Raw genomic sequence first — 15,766 nt, forward strand, 5'->3', positions numbered from 1 at the left:
GCTGAACAACGGTCTACAGAACCGCAAATTGGGTGTTTATCTCCAGAGGTTCTCTACAAATGGCGGCAGTTCTCGTTGGGCAATTTCATGCAAGGGATGCGGAAGGCCGTGTCTATTCCGTGCATGAATTTGAAAATTTGGAAGCAACAGGTGACCAACTCGTAACAACGTACAAGTTGGCCATTGGCGATCGCGTCAAAAAGAACGATGACAATAATTTCGAGCTGGTGCAATCGGGCGTCATATTGGTTCGTGAGCCTTCTCCGATTGTCGCAGTCTGACCTGTTGCACACGGCATTTAGCTGAAGTCAAAGGATGAGACCGGGATCAGGCTTCGCACGGCTGAAACCTCATCTGCCGGACACGAGTGTCCTGTCTCACGAATACGATCCTTTTTTGACGAGTGGCTGTTGTTGTCAGTCAAGGCGCCGCGACGACTCATAGCTGGCTATGGGGAGGAGCGGCAACGCAGCATGGCAACAACAGACGCCGTCAAAAAGGATCAGTATTTGCGAGACAGGACACCAGCATGCGCTTACGCCACATCGAAGTGATTCAAGCCATCTTGCAAACCGGCAATCTCGGCCATGCTGCCGAATTGCTGCAATTGCCCGCAGCCACCCTCAGCGCAACGCTGCAGGAGGCCGAACAGCAATTGGGCTTCATGCTGTTTGCCAGCGTTCGCGGGCGGCTTCAAGCCACCCGCGATACGCTTGTACTGCAACCCCTGATCAACCAGCTGTACCAGGCACTTGAGCCGCTGCGCCAACTTGGCAACGAGTTGCGTCAGCATCAGGAACCAGCCTTGCGCGTGGTCTGCAGCGAAACGTTGGCACGCCCTCTGCTCCCTCACTGTATTGGCGCCCTCAGACGCCGCTTTCCCGATACCCCGAGCACTCTTGGCAGCCAGCCCTGTGCTGAAATCGTGCGCAGTCTGTTAATGGACGAATGTGATATCGGCTTTAGCCTGCAGCCATCAGAACAACCGGGGATCGAATGCCTGCCTCTGGTTCAAGGCAAAGTACAGTTTCTTGCGCCCCACGGTTGGTTATCCCCCAAGCACAAATACATCGCGCTACAAGAGCTGGCAGGCCAGGCAATGATTGGCCTGCAACAGCACGACCCTTTAAGCCGCGTACTGGACAGCAAGCTGCAAGCCTTGCACCCGGCGCCCGTCATACAGATTCAGGTACAGAGTTACCAGATGATGCGCAGCATGGTGGAAGCAGGCGAAGGGCTGGCGCTGGTTGACCCGTTTACGGCCGTGGGGGCCAAAGCCAGTGGGCTGGATGTTTGCCCGATATCACCGGCGATCCCGGTGACACTCTATGCGTTGACGCGCAAAGGCGCGCAGCCTGGGCCCGCACTGAATGCACTGCTCGATATCGTGCGTTTAAAGGCCGAGGCGTTGCTGTCTGATCAGGGGTTGGTGACGCTTTAGTTACCCAGGGGCCGCAAATCCTCGTAGCCGCGGCTGAAGGAACGAAGCTGCGGCTACGAGTTGGTATTCTCAAAAATCAAATACCAGAAAATCGCCACTTCGCTGGTCTGCGGATCAATGCCGCGATAACGCAAGTGATCGATACCCCCCACCTGATACCCACAACGCTCGTACAACCGGCAGGCGCCAAGATTGTTGTTCTGGGTCTCAAGCATGATCCCCGGCAGGTTTTTCTTGTGGCTCCAGAACCTGACCACGTCCAGCAGCGACTTGGCCACACCATGGCGGCGGGCACTGACGACGACTGCCAGCTCATCAACATGGGCATAACCGTTCCAGTTGGTGCTAACGACCACATGCCCAACCGGCTGATTGTCCAGATACGCCATGAAAATGTCGCTGTCCTTGCCACCGCGATAGCTGGCAAATTCATCCGGGTCAATGCCGTAGCATTTGCGGTAAGGCGTGATCAGATCCAGCGGCCAGTGCTCGACCTTTTTATGCCGATCGGCACGGGCGTAAGCACGCACTTCAAAGCTGAAATCGTTGCACCAGACATACGGAGCAAAACCTTCGTCAGCCACACGTACCGAGACTTCAGGGTCCTTGGGATTCCTAACCAGATGCATGAAAAATCCTTCTTTCCTGTCAAGGACTGCCCGGCTTTATATAGCCGTTGCCGCAGTGCGATAGGGGCGCAGGAGTACTGCCTTCACAACCCATCGCTGCCTTCGGCAGTGACTACACAAATCCCGTGCTTATTGCAGCGTTTGCCCTTTCGCGTCGAGCAACTGCGCCCACAACGACGGGCCACCTGCTGACTTTGCAATAGCTTCAAGCCGTGCCGCATGCTCGGCCAAGTCGCTTTCACTTGCACGAATAATCCGACCCGGCTGACGGTCGGCCGACAAGCGGCGGATCTCGCTGGCCTGATTGCCCGAACCTTCGCCCGAGCCATTTCCGTCGGAGGCATTGCCGGCCAGCGACAGGCTGGTCTGACCGCCGGTCATTGTCAGGTAAACGTCTGCCAGGATCTCGGAGTCGAGCAGTGCGCCGTGCAACTCACGGCCCGAGTTGTCGACGCCATACCGTTTGCACAAGGCATCGAGGCTGTTGCGCTGGCCCGGATGACGCGCCCGCGCCATTGCCAGGGTATCGAGAATGGTGCAGTACTGCGTCAAGTCAGCGCGATCCGTCTGCCCGATCAGGGCAAACTCGTTATTCAGAAAGCCCACGTCAAACGCGGCGTTATGAATGATCAGCTGAGCGCCCTTGATGAATTCAAAAAACTCATCGGCCACTTCAGCAAAGCGCGGCTTGCCCACCAGAAACTCGTTGGTAATACCGTGGACGCCAATGGCGCCCTCGTCACTTTCACGATCAGGTTGCAGATACACGTGAAAGTGCCGGCCGGTCAGACGCCGCCCCATCAACTCCACGCAACCGATCTCGATCACCCGATGGCCATCGGTAACCGGCATACCGGTGGTTTCAGTATCGAGAACAACACTACGCATGCTTGATTCCCCGCACCTGGTCTACCCCGCGATTGGCCAACTGGTCGGCGCGCTCGTTGCCTGGGTGACCAATGTGCCCGCGTACCCACTGCCACTTCACGGTGTGACGACTGACTTGCTCATCGAGTAATTTCCACAGGTCGGCGTTTTTCACCGGTTCCTTGGAGGCGGTTTTCCAGCCGCGTTTTTTCCAGTTGACCATCCACTCGGTGATGCCTTTCATCACGTACTGCGAGTCGGTCACCAGCAACACTTCGCATGGGCGCTTGAGTTCTTCAAGCCCACGAATGGCAGCCATCAGCTCCATGCGATTGTTGGTGGTATTGGCTTCGCCGCCCCAGAGTTCTTTTTCAACCCCTTGGCAAACCAGCAAAGCGCCCCAGCCACCCGGGCCAGGATTGCCCTTGCAGGCACCATCAGTGAACATTTCAACGCTATCAATCATTACAAACTTTCCAGAAAAGGCTGCTTATGGCCTGACCATTGGCAATGGACAGTGCCTGGGCCGGGTTAACCCGACCCACTATAAATTCAGGGTTCAGTATGGCGCCGGTTGACCTTGGCCATTTGCAGAGGAATCAGCTTGCCCATCGGCTCTCGGCGTAGCGGGTTGACGGGACGCAAGCCCACTACCATTTTGCGCGCGACCAATACATAGAAGCCGCCACCGGCCAATTGCCAGCTACCGGCCTTGCGCTCCCAGCCGGACAAACGGCTTTGCCACGCCTTGGATGCAAGCGGCGGACGATAGCACCCGAAGCGGCGTTTCTCCAGCGCAAAGCCCAGCAGGTTCAACCAGTCGGCGACGCGTGAAGGTGAAATGCAACGTGCTTTACGCAAGGCATCCTTGGCGAACACATGGCGCAACCCCCAACTGCTCCAAGGGTTGATCCCGACAATCAACAAGTGCCCGCCGGGACGCACACTGCTGGCCGCCTCGCGCAACAAACCATGGGGTGACAGGCAAAAATCCAGGCCATGCTGCAACACCACAACATCCGCTGCATGCTCACACAGTGGCCAGGCCTGCTCTTCACAAATGATTTCAACACCTGGCAGAGGTGCACCAAGACGCACATTGCGCCGTACTTGCGCAGCCTGTGGCGGGGGTTCGGCGCCAGGACCGTAATGCACCAGGTAGCCGCCGAAAAAGCGTCCCAACTCGTCCTCAAGAACCCGCTGCTCATCTTCGAGCAACAATTGTCCATGAGGACCAGACAGCCATTCACGTGCCGAACTGATCAGCGCCAGCCACTCAGGATCTGCCTGAGCCAATGCTTTATTGGTCATTGCTCCTCCAACTCGCCATCTACCTATCACAAGCCCTAAGATGCGCCATTGTTTCGCACTTGGGAATTGCACCATGTTACAGATCGACGCCCTGCCCGCCTTCAGCGACAACTACATCTGGTTGCTACAGGACACCACTCACAAGCGCTGCGCCGTGGTCGATCCGGGTGACGCCGCACCTGTGCTGGCCTGGCTGGACCTGCACCCGGACTGGGTGCTGAGTGACATCCTGATCACTCACCACCATTTCGATCATGTCGGCGGTGTTACGCAGCTGCATGAGCACACTAACGCGAAGGTCTGGGGACCGGCACTTGAGACCATTCCAGCCCGACAAGTGGCACTCCGTGATGCCGACCGCATCGAGGTACTGGGCCTGGAATTCCAGGTGATTCTAGTGCCGGGCCATACGCTGGGGCACATTGCCTACTACCACGATGCGGCGTCGACACCCCTGCTGTTCTGTGGCGACACCTTGTTTGCCGCCGGTTGTGGCCGACTGTTCGAGGGCACCCCCGAGCAGATGCACCACTCGCTGAGTCGACTGGCCGCGCTGCCCGACAACACGAGCGTGTATTGCACCCACGAATACACCTTGAGCAATTTGCGCTTTGCCCAGGCAGTAGAGCCCAATAACCCAGACGTTACAGCGCGAGTGGCGCAAGTCACGCAATGGCGCGCCGAAGGTCGCATCAGCTTGCCATCATCTATAGCCCTCGAATTACGCACAAATCCCTTTCTGCGGGTCAATGAAACATCTGTTAAAGAAAAAGCTGACGAGTGGAATTCACTCGACAATGACTCGCCCAGTGCTGTCTTTGCCAGCTTGCGCAGTTGGAAAGACACGTTCTAAACAAGGTCGCGGTTGGCACAAAAGTTCTGAACAGTTGACCGCGCCCCCCCTGCTTCCTAGAATCCCCCGACATTTTTTCCTGAAATCATCCTCCAGCCAATGTCGTCATTTAAAGGTCACTCCATCAATTCAGACGCATTGACGCGCTTGGTTAAAGCCATCGCGGTGGCTGTGTCCGCCACTCTCGCGGGCTGCCAATCCATGGATCATTCGGCGCAAACCACCGAACGCGCCAGCCTGAAAATCACCAAACGCATCCCCCAGGAGCCGCTCTGGCTCAGTGAAAAGCCTAGCCCCGTTGCTCCGCAGGATGTGTGGGAACGGATGCGCCAGGGTTTCAAACTGCAAGACGGCCAGAACGTTAACCCCCGAATCGAACAACAGCGCTTGTGGTTTGCCAGCAACCCGTCGTTTCTCGAAAATGCCGGCGAGCGCGGCAGCCTGTATATCCACTACATCGTGGAGCGCCTCGAAGAACGCAACATGCCCCTTGAACTGGCCCTGCTGCCAGCCATCGAAAGCGCCTATAACCCAATGGCGTACTCCCACGCCAATGCGGTAGGGCTGTGGCAGTTTATTCCTTCGACGGGCCGCTACTTCAATTTGCGTCAAACTCGCGCCTATGACGGCCGTCGCGACATTACCGCCTCGACGATTGCGGCCCTGAACTACCTGAACCGTCTGCACGACATGTTCAACGGCGACTGGCTGTTGGCCCTGGCGGCCTACAACGCTGGCGAAGGAACCGTGAGCCGGGCCATCGAACGCAACGAAAAACTCGGTTTGCCGACTGACTACTGGAACCTGCCACTGCCGCAGGAAACCAAGGACTACGTCCCGAAACTGCTGGCCCTGTCCCAGGTGGTTCTGGCCCCTGAGGCTTACGGCATCAACCTGAACCCGATCGCCAACGAACCCTACTTCGAAATGGTCGAGATCAAGCAGTCCATGGACTTGTCCCGCGTGGCAGCCCTGGCCGAGATCGACGAAGACGAGATGTTTCAGCTAAACCCGGCCTACAAGCAGCGCGCCACCACTGATGGCCCGCAACACTTGTTGGTGCCTACTTCCAAAGCTCAACTGCTGACCGCCAGCTTGTCCAACCTCAAGCCTGAAGAGCTGGTAAGCCTGCGCCCTAAAAAGCCGGTTTTTGACACGATTGCAAGCACTCAACCAGCTCGACTGAATCGCAAGTACCAGGTTAAAAGTGGCGACAACCTGACGCTGATTGCCAAGGCCAACAAGGTCGACGTCAAGGACCTGCAACACTGGAACAAACTCAGCGGCAACAACCTCAAGGCAGGGCAGGTCCTGGTCATGCAGGACACCCGCAAACCTACAGGTAGAAAGGCCACGCAATACAGGGTCAAAAAAGGTGATTCACTGTATATCGTTGCCAAGCGTTTCAACGTTGAAATGCAACATCTCAAGCGCTGGAATCCAAACAGCGCAAAAGCCCTAAAACCCGGGCAAATGCTGACAGTCTCAAAACCGCGTTAAGCGGAAGGGGATTATCCTTGCGGGCAAGTTGAGTCCTACACAAAAGTAGGACTCAACTTGCCCGCAGTGCTTTCCAGCGTGGCCTTTTTCCTACAGATACAAGCTGTTACTGTACGGAAACCCTAAGCCCAATGCCTGGATCGGATCTCTGACTTGATGCGTCCCCTCCTTACGCTATTTATCAGCCTGGCCTTGAGCTTCCCTGCAAGCGCAACCCTGAGCGAAAGCCACGGTTATGCGCAGTTCGGTACCCTCAAATACCCGGCCACATTTACCCATTTCGATTGGGTAAACCCTGACGCGCCCAAAGGCGGGACCTTGAAGGTCATGGCGTTCGGCACCTTTGACACCCTTAACCCCTACACCTTCAAAGGCACCAGCCCGGTATCGACCCCTAATTTCTTGCAATACGGGGTCAATGAACTCAACGAAACCCTGATGGCCGGCACTGGCCAGTACGCGCCCTCCGGCGACGAGCCAACCTCAAGCTATGGCTTGATCGCGCAGTCGGTGGAGTACAACGAAGAACGCAGTTGGGTCGTCTTTAACCTACGGCCAGAAGCCCGCTTTCACGATGGCGCTCCGATCACTGCCTACGACGTGGCGTTCTCTTACAACCTGTTGCTCAAAGAAGGCCACCCGCAGTACCGGACCAATCTTCAGGAAGTACTGCGGGTCGATATTCTGGGCCCCAAACGCATTCGCTTTGTGTTCAAACGTGCGGGCAACCCGTTACTGATTTTGCGCTTGGGCGAATTGCCAGTCTTGCCCCAGCACTACTGGGCTAAACGCGACTTCAAAGCCACTACCTTCGAACCACCGCTGGGCAGCGGGCCTTATCGCATCATCAAGGTCACTCCCGGCCGCCAATTGGTCTTTGAACACGTGAAAAACTGGTGGGGCGCCAATCTCCCGGTCAATCGCGGCAAATACAATTTCGACCGGGTTGAAGTGGAGTTCTATCGCGACAGCGATGTCGCGTTTGAGGCATTCAAAGCCCGTGAATTCGACATCTATATCGAACATCAGGCCAAGAACTGGGCCAATGGCTATAACTTCCCCGCCGTACGCCGCGGTGATGTGATCAAGGCCGAAATTACCCACCAGATCCCGACGCAAACCCAGGGGCTGTTTATGAACAGCCGCCGCGCCAGTTTTGAGCAAAGCAAAGTCCGTGAGGCCCTGGGTTTGATGTTCGATTTTGAATGGACCAACCGCACACTGTTCAACGGCGCCTACAAGCGCGCCTTGAGCTATTACCCCAACAGTGAGTTTTCGGCCAGTGGCATTCCCCAAGGGCATGAATGGCTGATGCTTTCGCCCTGGCGCAGCCAACTGCCACCTGAACTGTTCAGCCAAGCCTTTGCCCTGCCTCAAACCAATGGTCGCGGCATTCCCCGTGAAACCCTGCGCCAAGCACTGGGTTTGCTGGCCGAAAGCGGCTGGAAACTCTCCGGCCAGCGCCTGCTCGATAGCGAAGGCAAGCCGCTGCGTTTCGAAATACTGCTGGTTAATCCCAACCTTGAGCGCATTCTGCAACCCTATGTGGAAAACCTGGCCAGCATCGGCATCGACGCCCGCCTGCGCACTGTCGACCGTGCTCAATACAAACAGAGACTGGATCAGTTCGACTTCGACATGATCCTGATGACCCTCGACCAGACCCTGAGCCCCGGCCTTGAGCAGTGGCAGTACTTCCACTCGAGCCAGGCCAACATCAAGGGCAGCAAAAACTATGCGGGCGTGGCCAACCCCATTGTTGATCAGTTGCTCGAGCGCTTGCTGGCCGCCCAGACCCGTGACGAACAATTGTCAGCGGGGCGAGCCCTGGACCGCGTGTTGCTGTGGCAGCACTACATCATTCCCAACTGGTATCTGAACTATCACCGACTGGCGTACCGCAACCGGTTCGCCTTTGTGACTACGCCGCCCTACAACTTGGGCCTTAGCGCGTGGTGGCTTAAGCCTACGGAGAAAACCCAATGATGCCCTTGCGTACGTTGCTCAAGCCCGTCGCCGGCTTGCTGTTGGCAGGTTTTGCCTGCGCGGCGCTGGCCGCCCCACAACATGCCTTGACCCTCTACGACGAGCCGCCCAAATACCCGGCCAACTTCAAGCATGTGGAATACGTCAACCCGGACGCGCCCAAGGGCGGAACGTTTCGTAAGTCCGCACTGGGCAGTTTTGACAGCCTCAACCCCTTTATCAATAAAGGGGTTCCGGCCGATGATATTGAACTGACCTTCGATACCCTGGCCCGGCAGACCCTCGATGAGCCCTTCACCTCCTACGGCCTGATCGCCGAGAAAATCGAAAAAGCCCCTGACAACAGCTGGGTACGGTTTTATCTGCGCCCGGAAGCAAAGTTCAGCGATGGTCATCCGATCCGTGCCGAAGACGTGGTATTCAGCTTCGATACCCTGATGAAAAACGGTTCACCGCTGTACAAGGGCTACTACAGCGATGTCGACCAGGCCATCGCGGAAAACCCGCTACAGGTGAAGTTCACTTTCAAGCACAACAAAAATCGCGAGCTGCCGCTGATTCTTGGCCAGCTCCCGGTCCTGCCCAAGCACTGGTGGGAAACCCGGGATTTCGGCAAGGGTAACCTTGAAGTTCCGCCAGGCAGCGGCCCCTACACCATCACCGAGATCAAGCCCGGGCGTTCGATTCGTTACGAGCGCAACAAGAACTATTGGGGCAAGGACCTGCCAATCAACAAGGGTCTGTACAACTTTGATGCGATTACCGTCGATTACTTTCGCGACAACAGCGTGGCCTTTGAAGCGCTCAAGGCCGGGCAATTTGACTACTGGCTGGAGATAAGCGCCAAGAACTGGGCCGGCGCCTACAACGCCCCCGCGTTCACTCAGGGCCGCTTGAAAAAAGAAGAAATCCGCAACCACAACCCTACGGGCATGCAGGGCTTTATCTTCAACCTGCGCAAACCCATGTTCCAGGATGTTCGTGTGCGCGAGGCGCTGAGCCTGCTGTTTGACTTTGAATGGGCCAACAAGCAGTTGTTCAGCGGTGCCTATGCACGCACCGGCAGTTACTTCGAAAACTCGGAAATGGCCGCCAAGGCACCACCAAGCGAAGCAGAACTGGCCATTTTGGAGCCATTGCGCGGCCAGATTCCCGATCAGGCGTTCACCCAGGTCTTCAAACCGAATGCCACCGACGCCAGCGGCATGATTCGCGAACAACAACGCCGCGCCTATCAATTGCTGCAGGAAGCAGGCTGGCGCATTGTCGACGACAAGATGGTCGATGCGCAGGGCAAGCCGGTCATTATCGAGTTTCTGCTGGCACAAACCGAATTTGAGCGAATCCTGCTGCCATTCAAGCGCAACCTCAGCGACTTGGGCATCGACTTGCAGATTCGTCGGGTCGATACGTCTCAGTACTTGAACCGTCTGCGTTCGCGTGACTACGACATGATTGTCGGCAGCTTCCCGCAGTCCAGTTCACCGGGCAGCGAGCAGCGTGAATACTGGGAGTCGCAAAGTATCGATAAACCCGGCAGCCGCAATTTTATAGGGCTCAAGGACCCGACCATCGACCAACTGACTGAAGGCCTGATCAACGCCGAGTCCCGGCAAAGCCTGATCAACTACGCCCGTGCGCTGGATCGAGTGCTGCAGTGGGGGTTCTACGTGATCCCCAACTGGCATATCAAAACCTGGCGTGTGGCGTATTCAAGCCATATCGGCCATCCCGAAGTGACCCCGAAGTACGATATTGGCACCACGACATGGTGGGCAAAACCTGACGCCAAACCTGCTACTCCCACTAAACCTGCAAGCGCGGGCCTGGAGCCTTAAATGCTGGCTTATATATTCAGGCGACTGCTGCTGATTATTCCGACGTTATTCGGGATCCTGCTGATTAACTTCATCATCATCCAGGCCGCCCCCGGTGGCCCGGTTGAACAGATGATCGCCAAGCTCGAAGGCTTTGATGGCGCCACCAGCCGTATTGCGGGAGGCGGCTCCGAGGTATCGGTGGCCGGTTCCAATTATCGCGGCGCACAGGGCCTCGACCCGGAACTGATCAAGGAAATCGAAAAGATGTACGGCTTCGACAAGTCGGCGCCGGAACGCTTGTGGATCATGATCAAGAACTACGCGCAGCTGGACTTCGGCGAAAGCTTCTTCCGCGATGCCAAGGTCATCGACCTGATCAAGGAGAAAATGCCGGTGTCCATCTCGCTGGGGTTGTGGAGCACCCTGATCATGTACCTGGTGTCGATCCCGCTGGGGATCGCCAAGGCGACACGACACGGCAGCCACTTCGACGTCTGGACCAGCTCATTGATCATCGTCGGCTATGCGATCCCGGCCTTTCTGTTTGCCATCCTGCTGATCGTGCTGTTTGCCGGAGGCAGCTATTTTGACTGGTTTCCCTTACGCGGCCTGACCTCCAACAACTTCGACGAGCTGAGTGTAGGCGGCAAGATCCTCGATTATTTCTGGCACCTGGCGTTACCGGTCACCGCGTTGGTGATCGGCAACTTCGCCACCATGACCTTGCTGACCAAAAACAGCTTTTTGGATGAGATCAACAAGCAGTATGTGGTCACGGCCAAAGCCAAGGGGCTGACTAACCACCGAGTGCTCTACGGCCATGTTTTCCGCAATGCCATGCTGCTGGTGATCGCGGGGTTCCCGTCGGCATTTATCGGAATTTTCTTTACCGGCGCCTTGCTGGTGGAAGTAATTTTCTCTCTGGATGGCCTGGGCTTGATGAGTTTCGAAGCTGCCATTAATCGCGACTACCCCGTGGTATTCGGCACCCTGTTTATCTTCACTCTGGTCGGGCTGGTGGTGAAGCTGATCGGCGACCTCTCATACACCCTGGTCGATCCGCGAATCGACTTTGAAAGCAGGGAGCATTGAGATGAAACTATCGCCTCTGAATCGACGCCGCTTTGCGCGTTTCAAAGCCAACAAGCGTGGCTGGTGGTCACTGTGGATTTTTCTGGTGCTGTTCGGCCTCAGCCTGAACGCCGAATTTATTGCCAACGACAAACCCTTGGCGATCGATTACGACGGCCAGTGGTATTTCCCGGCACTCAAGCGTTACCCGGAAACAGTCTTCGGCGGCGAGTTCCCCCTCGAAGCCAACTACAAAAGCCCGTATATCCGTGAACTGCTGGCCAAGAAGGACGCCTGGGTACTGTGGCCGCCCATCCCTTACAGCTATCAGAGTATTAACTACGACCTGAAAGTCCCCGCTCCTGCTCCACCCTCCGCCGAAAACTGGCTAGGCACCGATGACCAAGGCCGCGATGTGCTGGCGCGGGTCATTTATGGTTTTCGGATTTCCGTGCTGTTCGCTCTGACCCTGACTGTTTTAAGTTCGATTATTGGCGTGATAGCCGGAGCGCTTCAGGGCTTTTATGGCGGCTGGGTCGACCTAGCCGGTCAGCGCTTTCTGGAAATCTGGTCAGGTTTGCCCGTGCTGTACCTGCTGATCATTCTTGCCAGCTTCGTGCAGCCCAACTTCTGGTGGCTGCTGGGGATCATGTTGCTGTTCTCATGGATGAGCCTGGTGGACGTAGTACGCGCCGAATTCCTGCGTGGGAGAAATCTGGAATATGTACGCGCAGCCCGAGCCCTCGGCATGCAGGACATGGCCATCATGTACCGCCATATTTTGCCCAATGCGATGGTCTCCACCATGACCTTCATGCCGTTCATCCTGACTGGCGCCATCGGCACCCTCACTGCGCTGGACTTTTTGGGCTTCGGCCTGCCACCAGGCGCGCCGTCACTGGGTGAGCTGGTCGCTCAGGGCAAGTCCAACCTGCAAGCTCCCTGGCTGGGTATCAGTGCCTTTGCAGTGCTGGCCATCATGCTCAGCCTGCTGGTGTTTATCGGTGAGTCCGCTCGCGATGCCTTCGACCCGAGGAAATGAGATGACGCAGGACAATCTGATCGAAGTACGCGATCTCTCCGTCGAGTTCATCTCCGGTGAAAAATCACAACGTGCAGTGCAAGGCATCAGTTTTGATATCAAACGTGGGGAGACCCTGGCCCTGGTCGGCGAAAGCGGCTCGGGCAAATCGGTCACCGCACATTCGATCCTCCGACTGCTGCCCTACCCTCTCGCACATCACCCTAGCGGCAGCATTACCTATTGCGGGCAGGACTTGCTGAGCCTGAGCGAGAAAAAGCTGCGGCATATCCGTGGCAATCGCATTGCGATGATTTTTCAGGAACCCATGACCTCGCTGAACCCGCTGCACAGCATTGAGAAACAAATCAATGAAGTGCTGGCCATTCACAAGGGGCTGATGGGCAAGGCAGCGACAGAACGTACACTGGAGCTTCTGGAGCTGGTCGGCATCCCAGAACCTCACAAACGCCTCAAGGCCCTGCCACACGAGCTTTCAGGCGGCCAGAGGCAGCGTGTAATGATCGCCATGGCCTTGGCCAACGAGCCTGAGCTACTGATTGCCGATGAGCCCACGACGGCACTGGACGTTACCGTGCAGCTGAAAATTCTTGATTTGCTCAAGGATCTGCAAGCCCGCCTGGGCATGTCGTTGCTACTGATCAGTCACGATTTGAACCTGGTTCGAAGAATTGCACATCGAGTATGTGTCATGCAGCGCGGTTTAATCGTCGAACAAGCATCGTGCGAGCAGCTGTTCCGTTCGCCACAGCATCCTTACACCCGGGAACTGCTCAGTGCAGAACCCAGCGGAGGCCCGGCCAACACTGTTGCCGGCCCGCCATTGCTGGAAGTCGAGGACCTGAAAGTCTGGTTCCCGATCAAAAAAGGGCTGTTGCGCAAGACCGTTGATTACGTGAAAGCGGTCGACGGCATCAACTTCAGCCTGCCACAGGGGCAGACCCTGGGTATCGTGGGAGAAAGTGGATCGGGCAAGTCGACACTGGGCCTGGCGATTTTACGGCTGATTGCCAGCAAGGGTTTGATCAGTTTTGAAGACAAACGGCTAGACTGTTTGTCGCAGAAAGAAGTCAGGCCGCTGCGACGGGAAATGCAGGTGGTCTTCCAGGACCCGTTTGGCAGCCTCAGCCCGCGCATGAGCGTCAGCGAGATTGTCGGTGAAGGCTTGCGCATTCATCGCATGGGCACAGCTGCAGAGCAGGAAATCGCAATTATTGAAGCCTTGCGAGAAGTAGGTCTGGATCCGGAAACCCGGCACCGTTACCCTCACGAGTTTTCAGGCGGACAACGGCAAAGAATCGCCATTGCCCGGGCGCTGGTTTTAAAACCGGCATTGATTCTGCTCGACGAACCAACGTCAGCGTTGGATCGGACAGTACAACGGCAGGTGGTTGAGTTGCTGCGGTCTCTGCAGACCAGACACAACCTGACGTATTTGTTTATCAGCCATGACCTGGCTGTCGTTAAAGCGCTTAGCCACCAGTTGATGGTGGTCAAGCATGGCCAAGTGGTCGAACAGGGTGAAGCGCAAAGCATCTTTGCCTCACCGCAACATCCATATACACAACAGCTGCTGGAAGCCGCCTTTTTGGCACCAGTGGCTGTCGATTAACCTGATAGAGGAACAACACATGGGTTTTCTCACCGGTAAGCGCGTACTGATCGTTGGTGTCGCCAGCAAATTGTCCATCGCTTCTGGCATTGCTGCCGCCATGCACCGTGAAGGCGCTGAGCTGGCTTTCACTTATCAGAACGAAAAGCTGAAAGGTCGTGTTGAAGAGTTCGCCGCAGGCTGGGGCTCGAACCCTGAGCTGTGCTTCCCTTGCGACGTGGCCAGCGATGAAGAAATCGCCAAGGTCTTCGAAGACCTGAGCAAGAAGTGGGACGGTCTGGATTGTATCGTTCACTCCGTAGGCTTCGCCCCTGGCGACCAGCTGGACGGCGACTTCACTGACGCTACCACCCGTGAAGGCTTCCGCATTGCTCACGACATCAGCGCCTACAGCTTCGTGGCCCTGGCCAAAGCTGGTCGCCCGATGATGAAAGGCCGCAATGGCAGCCTGCTGACCCTGTCCTACCTGGGCGCCGAGCGCACCATGCCTAACTACAACGTGATGGGCATGGCTAAAGCCAGCCTGGAAGCGGGTGTTCGTTACCTGGCAGGTAGCCTGGGTCCTGAAGGCACGCGCGTTAACTGCGTATCGGCAGGCCCGATCCGTACCCTGGCAGCGTCGGGCATCAAGAACTTCCGCAAAATGCTGGCGGCCAACGAAGCGCAGACCCCACTGCGTCGTAACGTCACCATCGACGAAGTCGGCAATGCCGGCGCGTTCCTGTGCTCGGACCTGGCGTCGGGCATCAGCGGCGAAATCATGTACGTAGACGGTGGCTTCAACACTACCGCCATGGGCAGCCTCGAAGAGTAAATCCTTCGCTGTAGCCGCTACTCAAAACGCCCGGCGCATTTATTGCACCGGGCGTTTTGCATTTGGGCATGAAATTTCAAAAACTGATGCCAAAACGGCTGCCCAGCTCCTTCCGCCCTTTGGGCGTCAACCCAAGCGCCCGGCTATCCAGGTCTTGAGTCACCCATTGGCGGGCAATGGACATTTGCAGGAAGGCTGCACCCAGCGTTCCCGCTAGATGAGGGCGGCGCATGCTCCAGTCCAGACACCCGCAGGCAAAGCGGCGGCGCTGCGCTCGCAGCGTCTCGATCTCGATACCAAGCCCCGTCAGCGCCTTCTCGCCATCCAGCGTGAGTTGATACATGCCATCGCCGGACGCAGCAGTGACCAGCCAGGCAGACTCGATGAAAAAATCATGCAGGCGAACCGCCAGCGTCCCCGCCATATGGTCATAGCAGGTTCTGGCAAACTGCAAACGATCAGGGGCCGTGGGTACAAACCGGGGCGTGGCGATCTTGCTGATGACCATCAGAGCTTCGATGGCCCGGGCGACGTGGTCATCAGCCAGGCTGTAGTAACGATGCCGACCCTGTACATGCAGCTTGACCAGCCCATCCTCTTTCAGCCGCGCCAGATGCGCACTGGCCGTGGATGTTCCCACCTGGGCAATCACAGCCAGCTCTGTACTGGTCCGCGCGTGGCCGTCCATCAGCGAACAGAGCATCCTGGTTCTGGCTGGCTCGGCAATAGCCGCCGCAACCTGAGAGATATCGGTGTCATGACCTGAAACATCCATATTTCGCTCCTGAGCGAATCGTAGACAGCGTGTGTACGAGAGATT

At 56.8% G+C, this 15,766-nt stretch carries 15 protein-coding genes; 10 read left to right on the forward strand and 5 right to left on the reverse strand.

All coding sequences use genetic code 11. The features are described from left to right. Positions 1-59 precede the first annotated feature (59 nt). Positions 60-281 (forward strand): hypothetical protein, encoded by a 222-nt coding sequence (locus U5A05_RS17330; protein WP_261739145.1) that lies wholly within the window; start codon positions 60-62, stop codon positions 279-281. A 248-nt stretch (positions 282-529) separates the two neighbouring features. After that, complete coding sequence (locus U5A05_RS17335) at positions 530-1,441, forward strand: LysR family transcriptional regulator (protein ID WP_321834099.1); 912 nt, start codon at positions 530-532, stop codon at positions 1,439-1,441. A gap of 53 nt (positions 1,442-1,494) precedes the next feature. Here the strand turns inward: U5A05_RS17335 and U5A05_RS17340 are convergent, their stop codons facing one another. The 4 genes from U5A05_RS17340 to U5A05_RS17355 all read right to left on the reverse strand — a co-directional run bounded on the left by U5A05_RS17340 (position 1,495) and on the right by U5A05_RS17355 (position 4,248). Further along, positions 1,495-2,070 (reverse strand): GNAT family N-acetyltransferase, encoded by a 576-nt coding sequence (locus tag U5A05_RS17340; RefSeq protein ID WP_261739147.1) that lies wholly within the window; start codon positions 2,068-2,070, stop codon positions 1,495-1,497. Positions 2,071-2,199: 129 nt separating this feature from the next. Beyond that, on the reverse strand, positions 2,200-2,958 hold the full coding sequence (dnaQ, locus tag U5A05_RS17345; RefSeq protein ID WP_261739148.1) for a DNA polymerase III subunit epsilon: 759 nt from the start codon (positions 2,956-2,958) through the stop codon (positions 2,200-2,202). After that, positions 2,951-3,403, reverse strand: a complete 453-nt coding sequence (gene rnhA / locus U5A05_RS17350) for a ribonuclease HI (RefSeq protein ID WP_261739149.1) — start codon at positions 3,401-3,403, stop codon at positions 2,951-2,953. Before rnhA ends, dnaQ begins: the two co-directional genes overlap by 8 nt. An 86-nt stretch (positions 3,404-3,489) precedes the next feature. After that, a complete protein-coding gene (locus U5A05_RS17355) occupies positions 3,490-4,248 on the reverse strand; it encodes a methyltransferase domain-containing protein (protein ID WP_261739150.1) in 759 nt (252 codons plus the stop codon). A gap of 73 nt (positions 4,249-4,321) precedes the next feature. Here U5A05_RS17355 and gloB point away from each other — a divergent pair, with 73 nt between their 5' ends. The 8 genes from gloB to fabI all read left to right on the forward strand — a co-directional run bounded on the left by gloB (position 4,322) and on the right by fabI (position 14,946). Next, complete coding sequence (gene gloB / locus U5A05_RS17360; protein ID WP_261739151.1) at positions 4,322-5,101, forward strand: hydroxyacylglutathione hydrolase; 780 nt, start codon at positions 4,322-4,324, stop codon at positions 5,099-5,101. 99 nt (positions 5,102-5,200) lie between these two features. Continuing rightward, complete coding sequence (locus U5A05_RS17365; protein ID WP_261739152.1) at positions 5,201-6,601, forward strand: lytic transglycosylase domain-containing protein; 1,401 nt, start codon at positions 5,201-5,203, stop codon at positions 6,599-6,601. A gap of 156 nt (positions 6,602-6,757) precedes the next feature. Continuing rightward, positions 6,758-8,587, forward strand: coding sequence for an extracellular solute-binding protein (locus tag U5A05_RS17370; RefSeq protein WP_321834101.1), 1,830 nt, complete (start codon positions 6,758-6,760; stop codon positions 8,585-8,587). Then, entirely contained in the window at positions 8,584-10,425 is a 1,842-nt protein-coding gene (locus tag U5A05_RS17375) for an extracellular solute-binding protein (protein ID WP_321834102.1), read from the forward strand. Before U5A05_RS17370 ends, U5A05_RS17375 begins: the two co-directional genes overlap by 4 nt. Next, positions 10,426-11,499 carry a microcin C ABC transporter permease YejB gene (locus U5A05_RS17380; RefSeq protein ID WP_261739155.1) on the forward strand — a complete coding sequence of 358 codons (1,074 nt, stop codon included), beginning with the start codon at positions 10,426-10,428 and terminating at the stop codon, positions 11,497-11,499. Between the two features lies 1 nt (position 11,500). Further along, entirely contained in the window at positions 11,501-12,520 is a 1,020-nt protein-coding gene (locus U5A05_RS17385) for an ABC transporter permease (protein WP_261739156.1), read from the forward strand. Between the two features lies 1 nt (position 12,521). Then, complete coding sequence (locus U5A05_RS17390; protein WP_321834105.1) at positions 12,522-14,132, forward strand: ABC transporter ATP-binding protein; 1,611 nt, start codon at positions 12,522-12,524, stop codon at positions 14,130-14,132. A gap of 19 nt (positions 14,133-14,151) precedes the next feature. After that, positions 14,152-14,946 carry an enoyl-ACP reductase FabI gene (gene fabI / locus U5A05_RS17395; protein WP_016782317.1) on the forward strand — a complete coding sequence of 265 codons (795 nt, stop codon included), beginning with the start codon at positions 14,152-14,154 and terminating at the stop codon, positions 14,944-14,946. Between the two features lie 76 nt (positions 14,947-15,022). Here fabI and U5A05_RS17400 read toward each other — a convergent pair whose 3' ends face one another. After that, entirely contained in the window at positions 15,023-15,721 is a 699-nt protein-coding gene (locus U5A05_RS17400) for an ArsR/SmtB family transcription factor (protein WP_261739158.1), read from the reverse strand. Between the last annotated feature and the right edge of the window lie 45 nt (positions 15,722-15,766).

The organism is Pseudomonas kulmbachensis (assembly GCF_963681935.1).
GTDB lineage: Bacteria > Pseudomonadota > Gammaproteobacteria > Pseudomonadales > Pseudomonadaceae > Aquipseudomonas > Aquipseudomonas kulmbachensis.

Excerpts from the sequence above, each read along its gene's own strand:
- U5A05_RS17330 (WP_261739145.1), top strand. The coding sequence starts at position 60 with ATGGCGGCAGTTCTCGTTGGGCAATTTCATGCAAGGGATGCGGAAGGC.
- U5A05_RS17335 (WP_321834099.1), top strand. The coding sequence starts at position 530 with ATGCGCTTACGCCACATCGAAGTGATTCAAGCCATCTTGCAAACCGGC.
- U5A05_RS17340 (WP_261739147.1), bottom strand. The coding sequence starts at position 2,070 with ATGCATCTGGTTAGGAATCCCAAGGACCCTGAAGTCTCGGTACGTGTG.
- dnaQ (WP_261739148.1), bottom strand. The coding sequence starts at position 2,958 with ATGCGTAGTGTTGTTCTCGATACTGAAACCACCGGTATGCCGGTTACC.
- rnhA (WP_261739149.1), bottom strand. The coding sequence starts at position 3,403 with ATGATTGATAGCGTTGAAATGTTCACTGATGGTGCCTGCAAGGGCAAT.
- U5A05_RS17355 (WP_261739150.1), bottom strand. The coding sequence starts at position 4,248 with ATGACCAATAAAGCATTGGCTCAGGCAGATCCTGAGTGGCTGGCGCTG.
- gloB (WP_261739151.1), top strand. The coding sequence starts at position 4,322 with ATGTTACAGATCGACGCCCTGCCCGCCTTCAGCGACAACTACATCTGG.
- U5A05_RS17365 (WP_261739152.1), top strand. The coding sequence starts at position 5,201 with ATGTCGTCATTTAAAGGTCACTCCATCAATTCAGACGCATTGACGCGC.
- U5A05_RS17370 (WP_321834101.1), top strand. The coding sequence starts at position 6,758 with ATGCGTCCCCTCCTTACGCTATTTATCAGCCTGGCCTTGAGCTTCCCT.
- U5A05_RS17375 (WP_321834102.1), top strand. The coding sequence starts at position 8,584 with ATGATGCCCTTGCGTACGTTGCTCAAGCCCGTCGCCGGCTTGCTGTTG.
- U5A05_RS17380 (WP_261739155.1), top strand. The coding sequence starts at position 10,426 with ATGCTGGCTTATATATTCAGGCGACTGCTGCTGATTATTCCGACGTTA.
- U5A05_RS17385 (WP_261739156.1), top strand. The coding sequence starts at position 11,501 with ATGAAACTATCGCCTCTGAATCGACGCCGCTTTGCGCGTTTCAAAGCC.
- U5A05_RS17390 (WP_321834105.1), top strand. The coding sequence starts at position 12,522 with ATGACGCAGGACAATCTGATCGAAGTACGCGATCTCTCCGTCGAGTTC.
- fabI (WP_016782317.1), top strand. The coding sequence starts at position 14,152 with ATGGGTTTTCTCACCGGTAAGCGCGTACTGATCGTTGGTGTCGCCAGC.
- U5A05_RS17400 (WP_261739158.1), bottom strand. The coding sequence starts at position 15,721 with ATGGATGTTTCAGGTCATGACACCGATATCTCTCAGGTTGCGGCGGCT.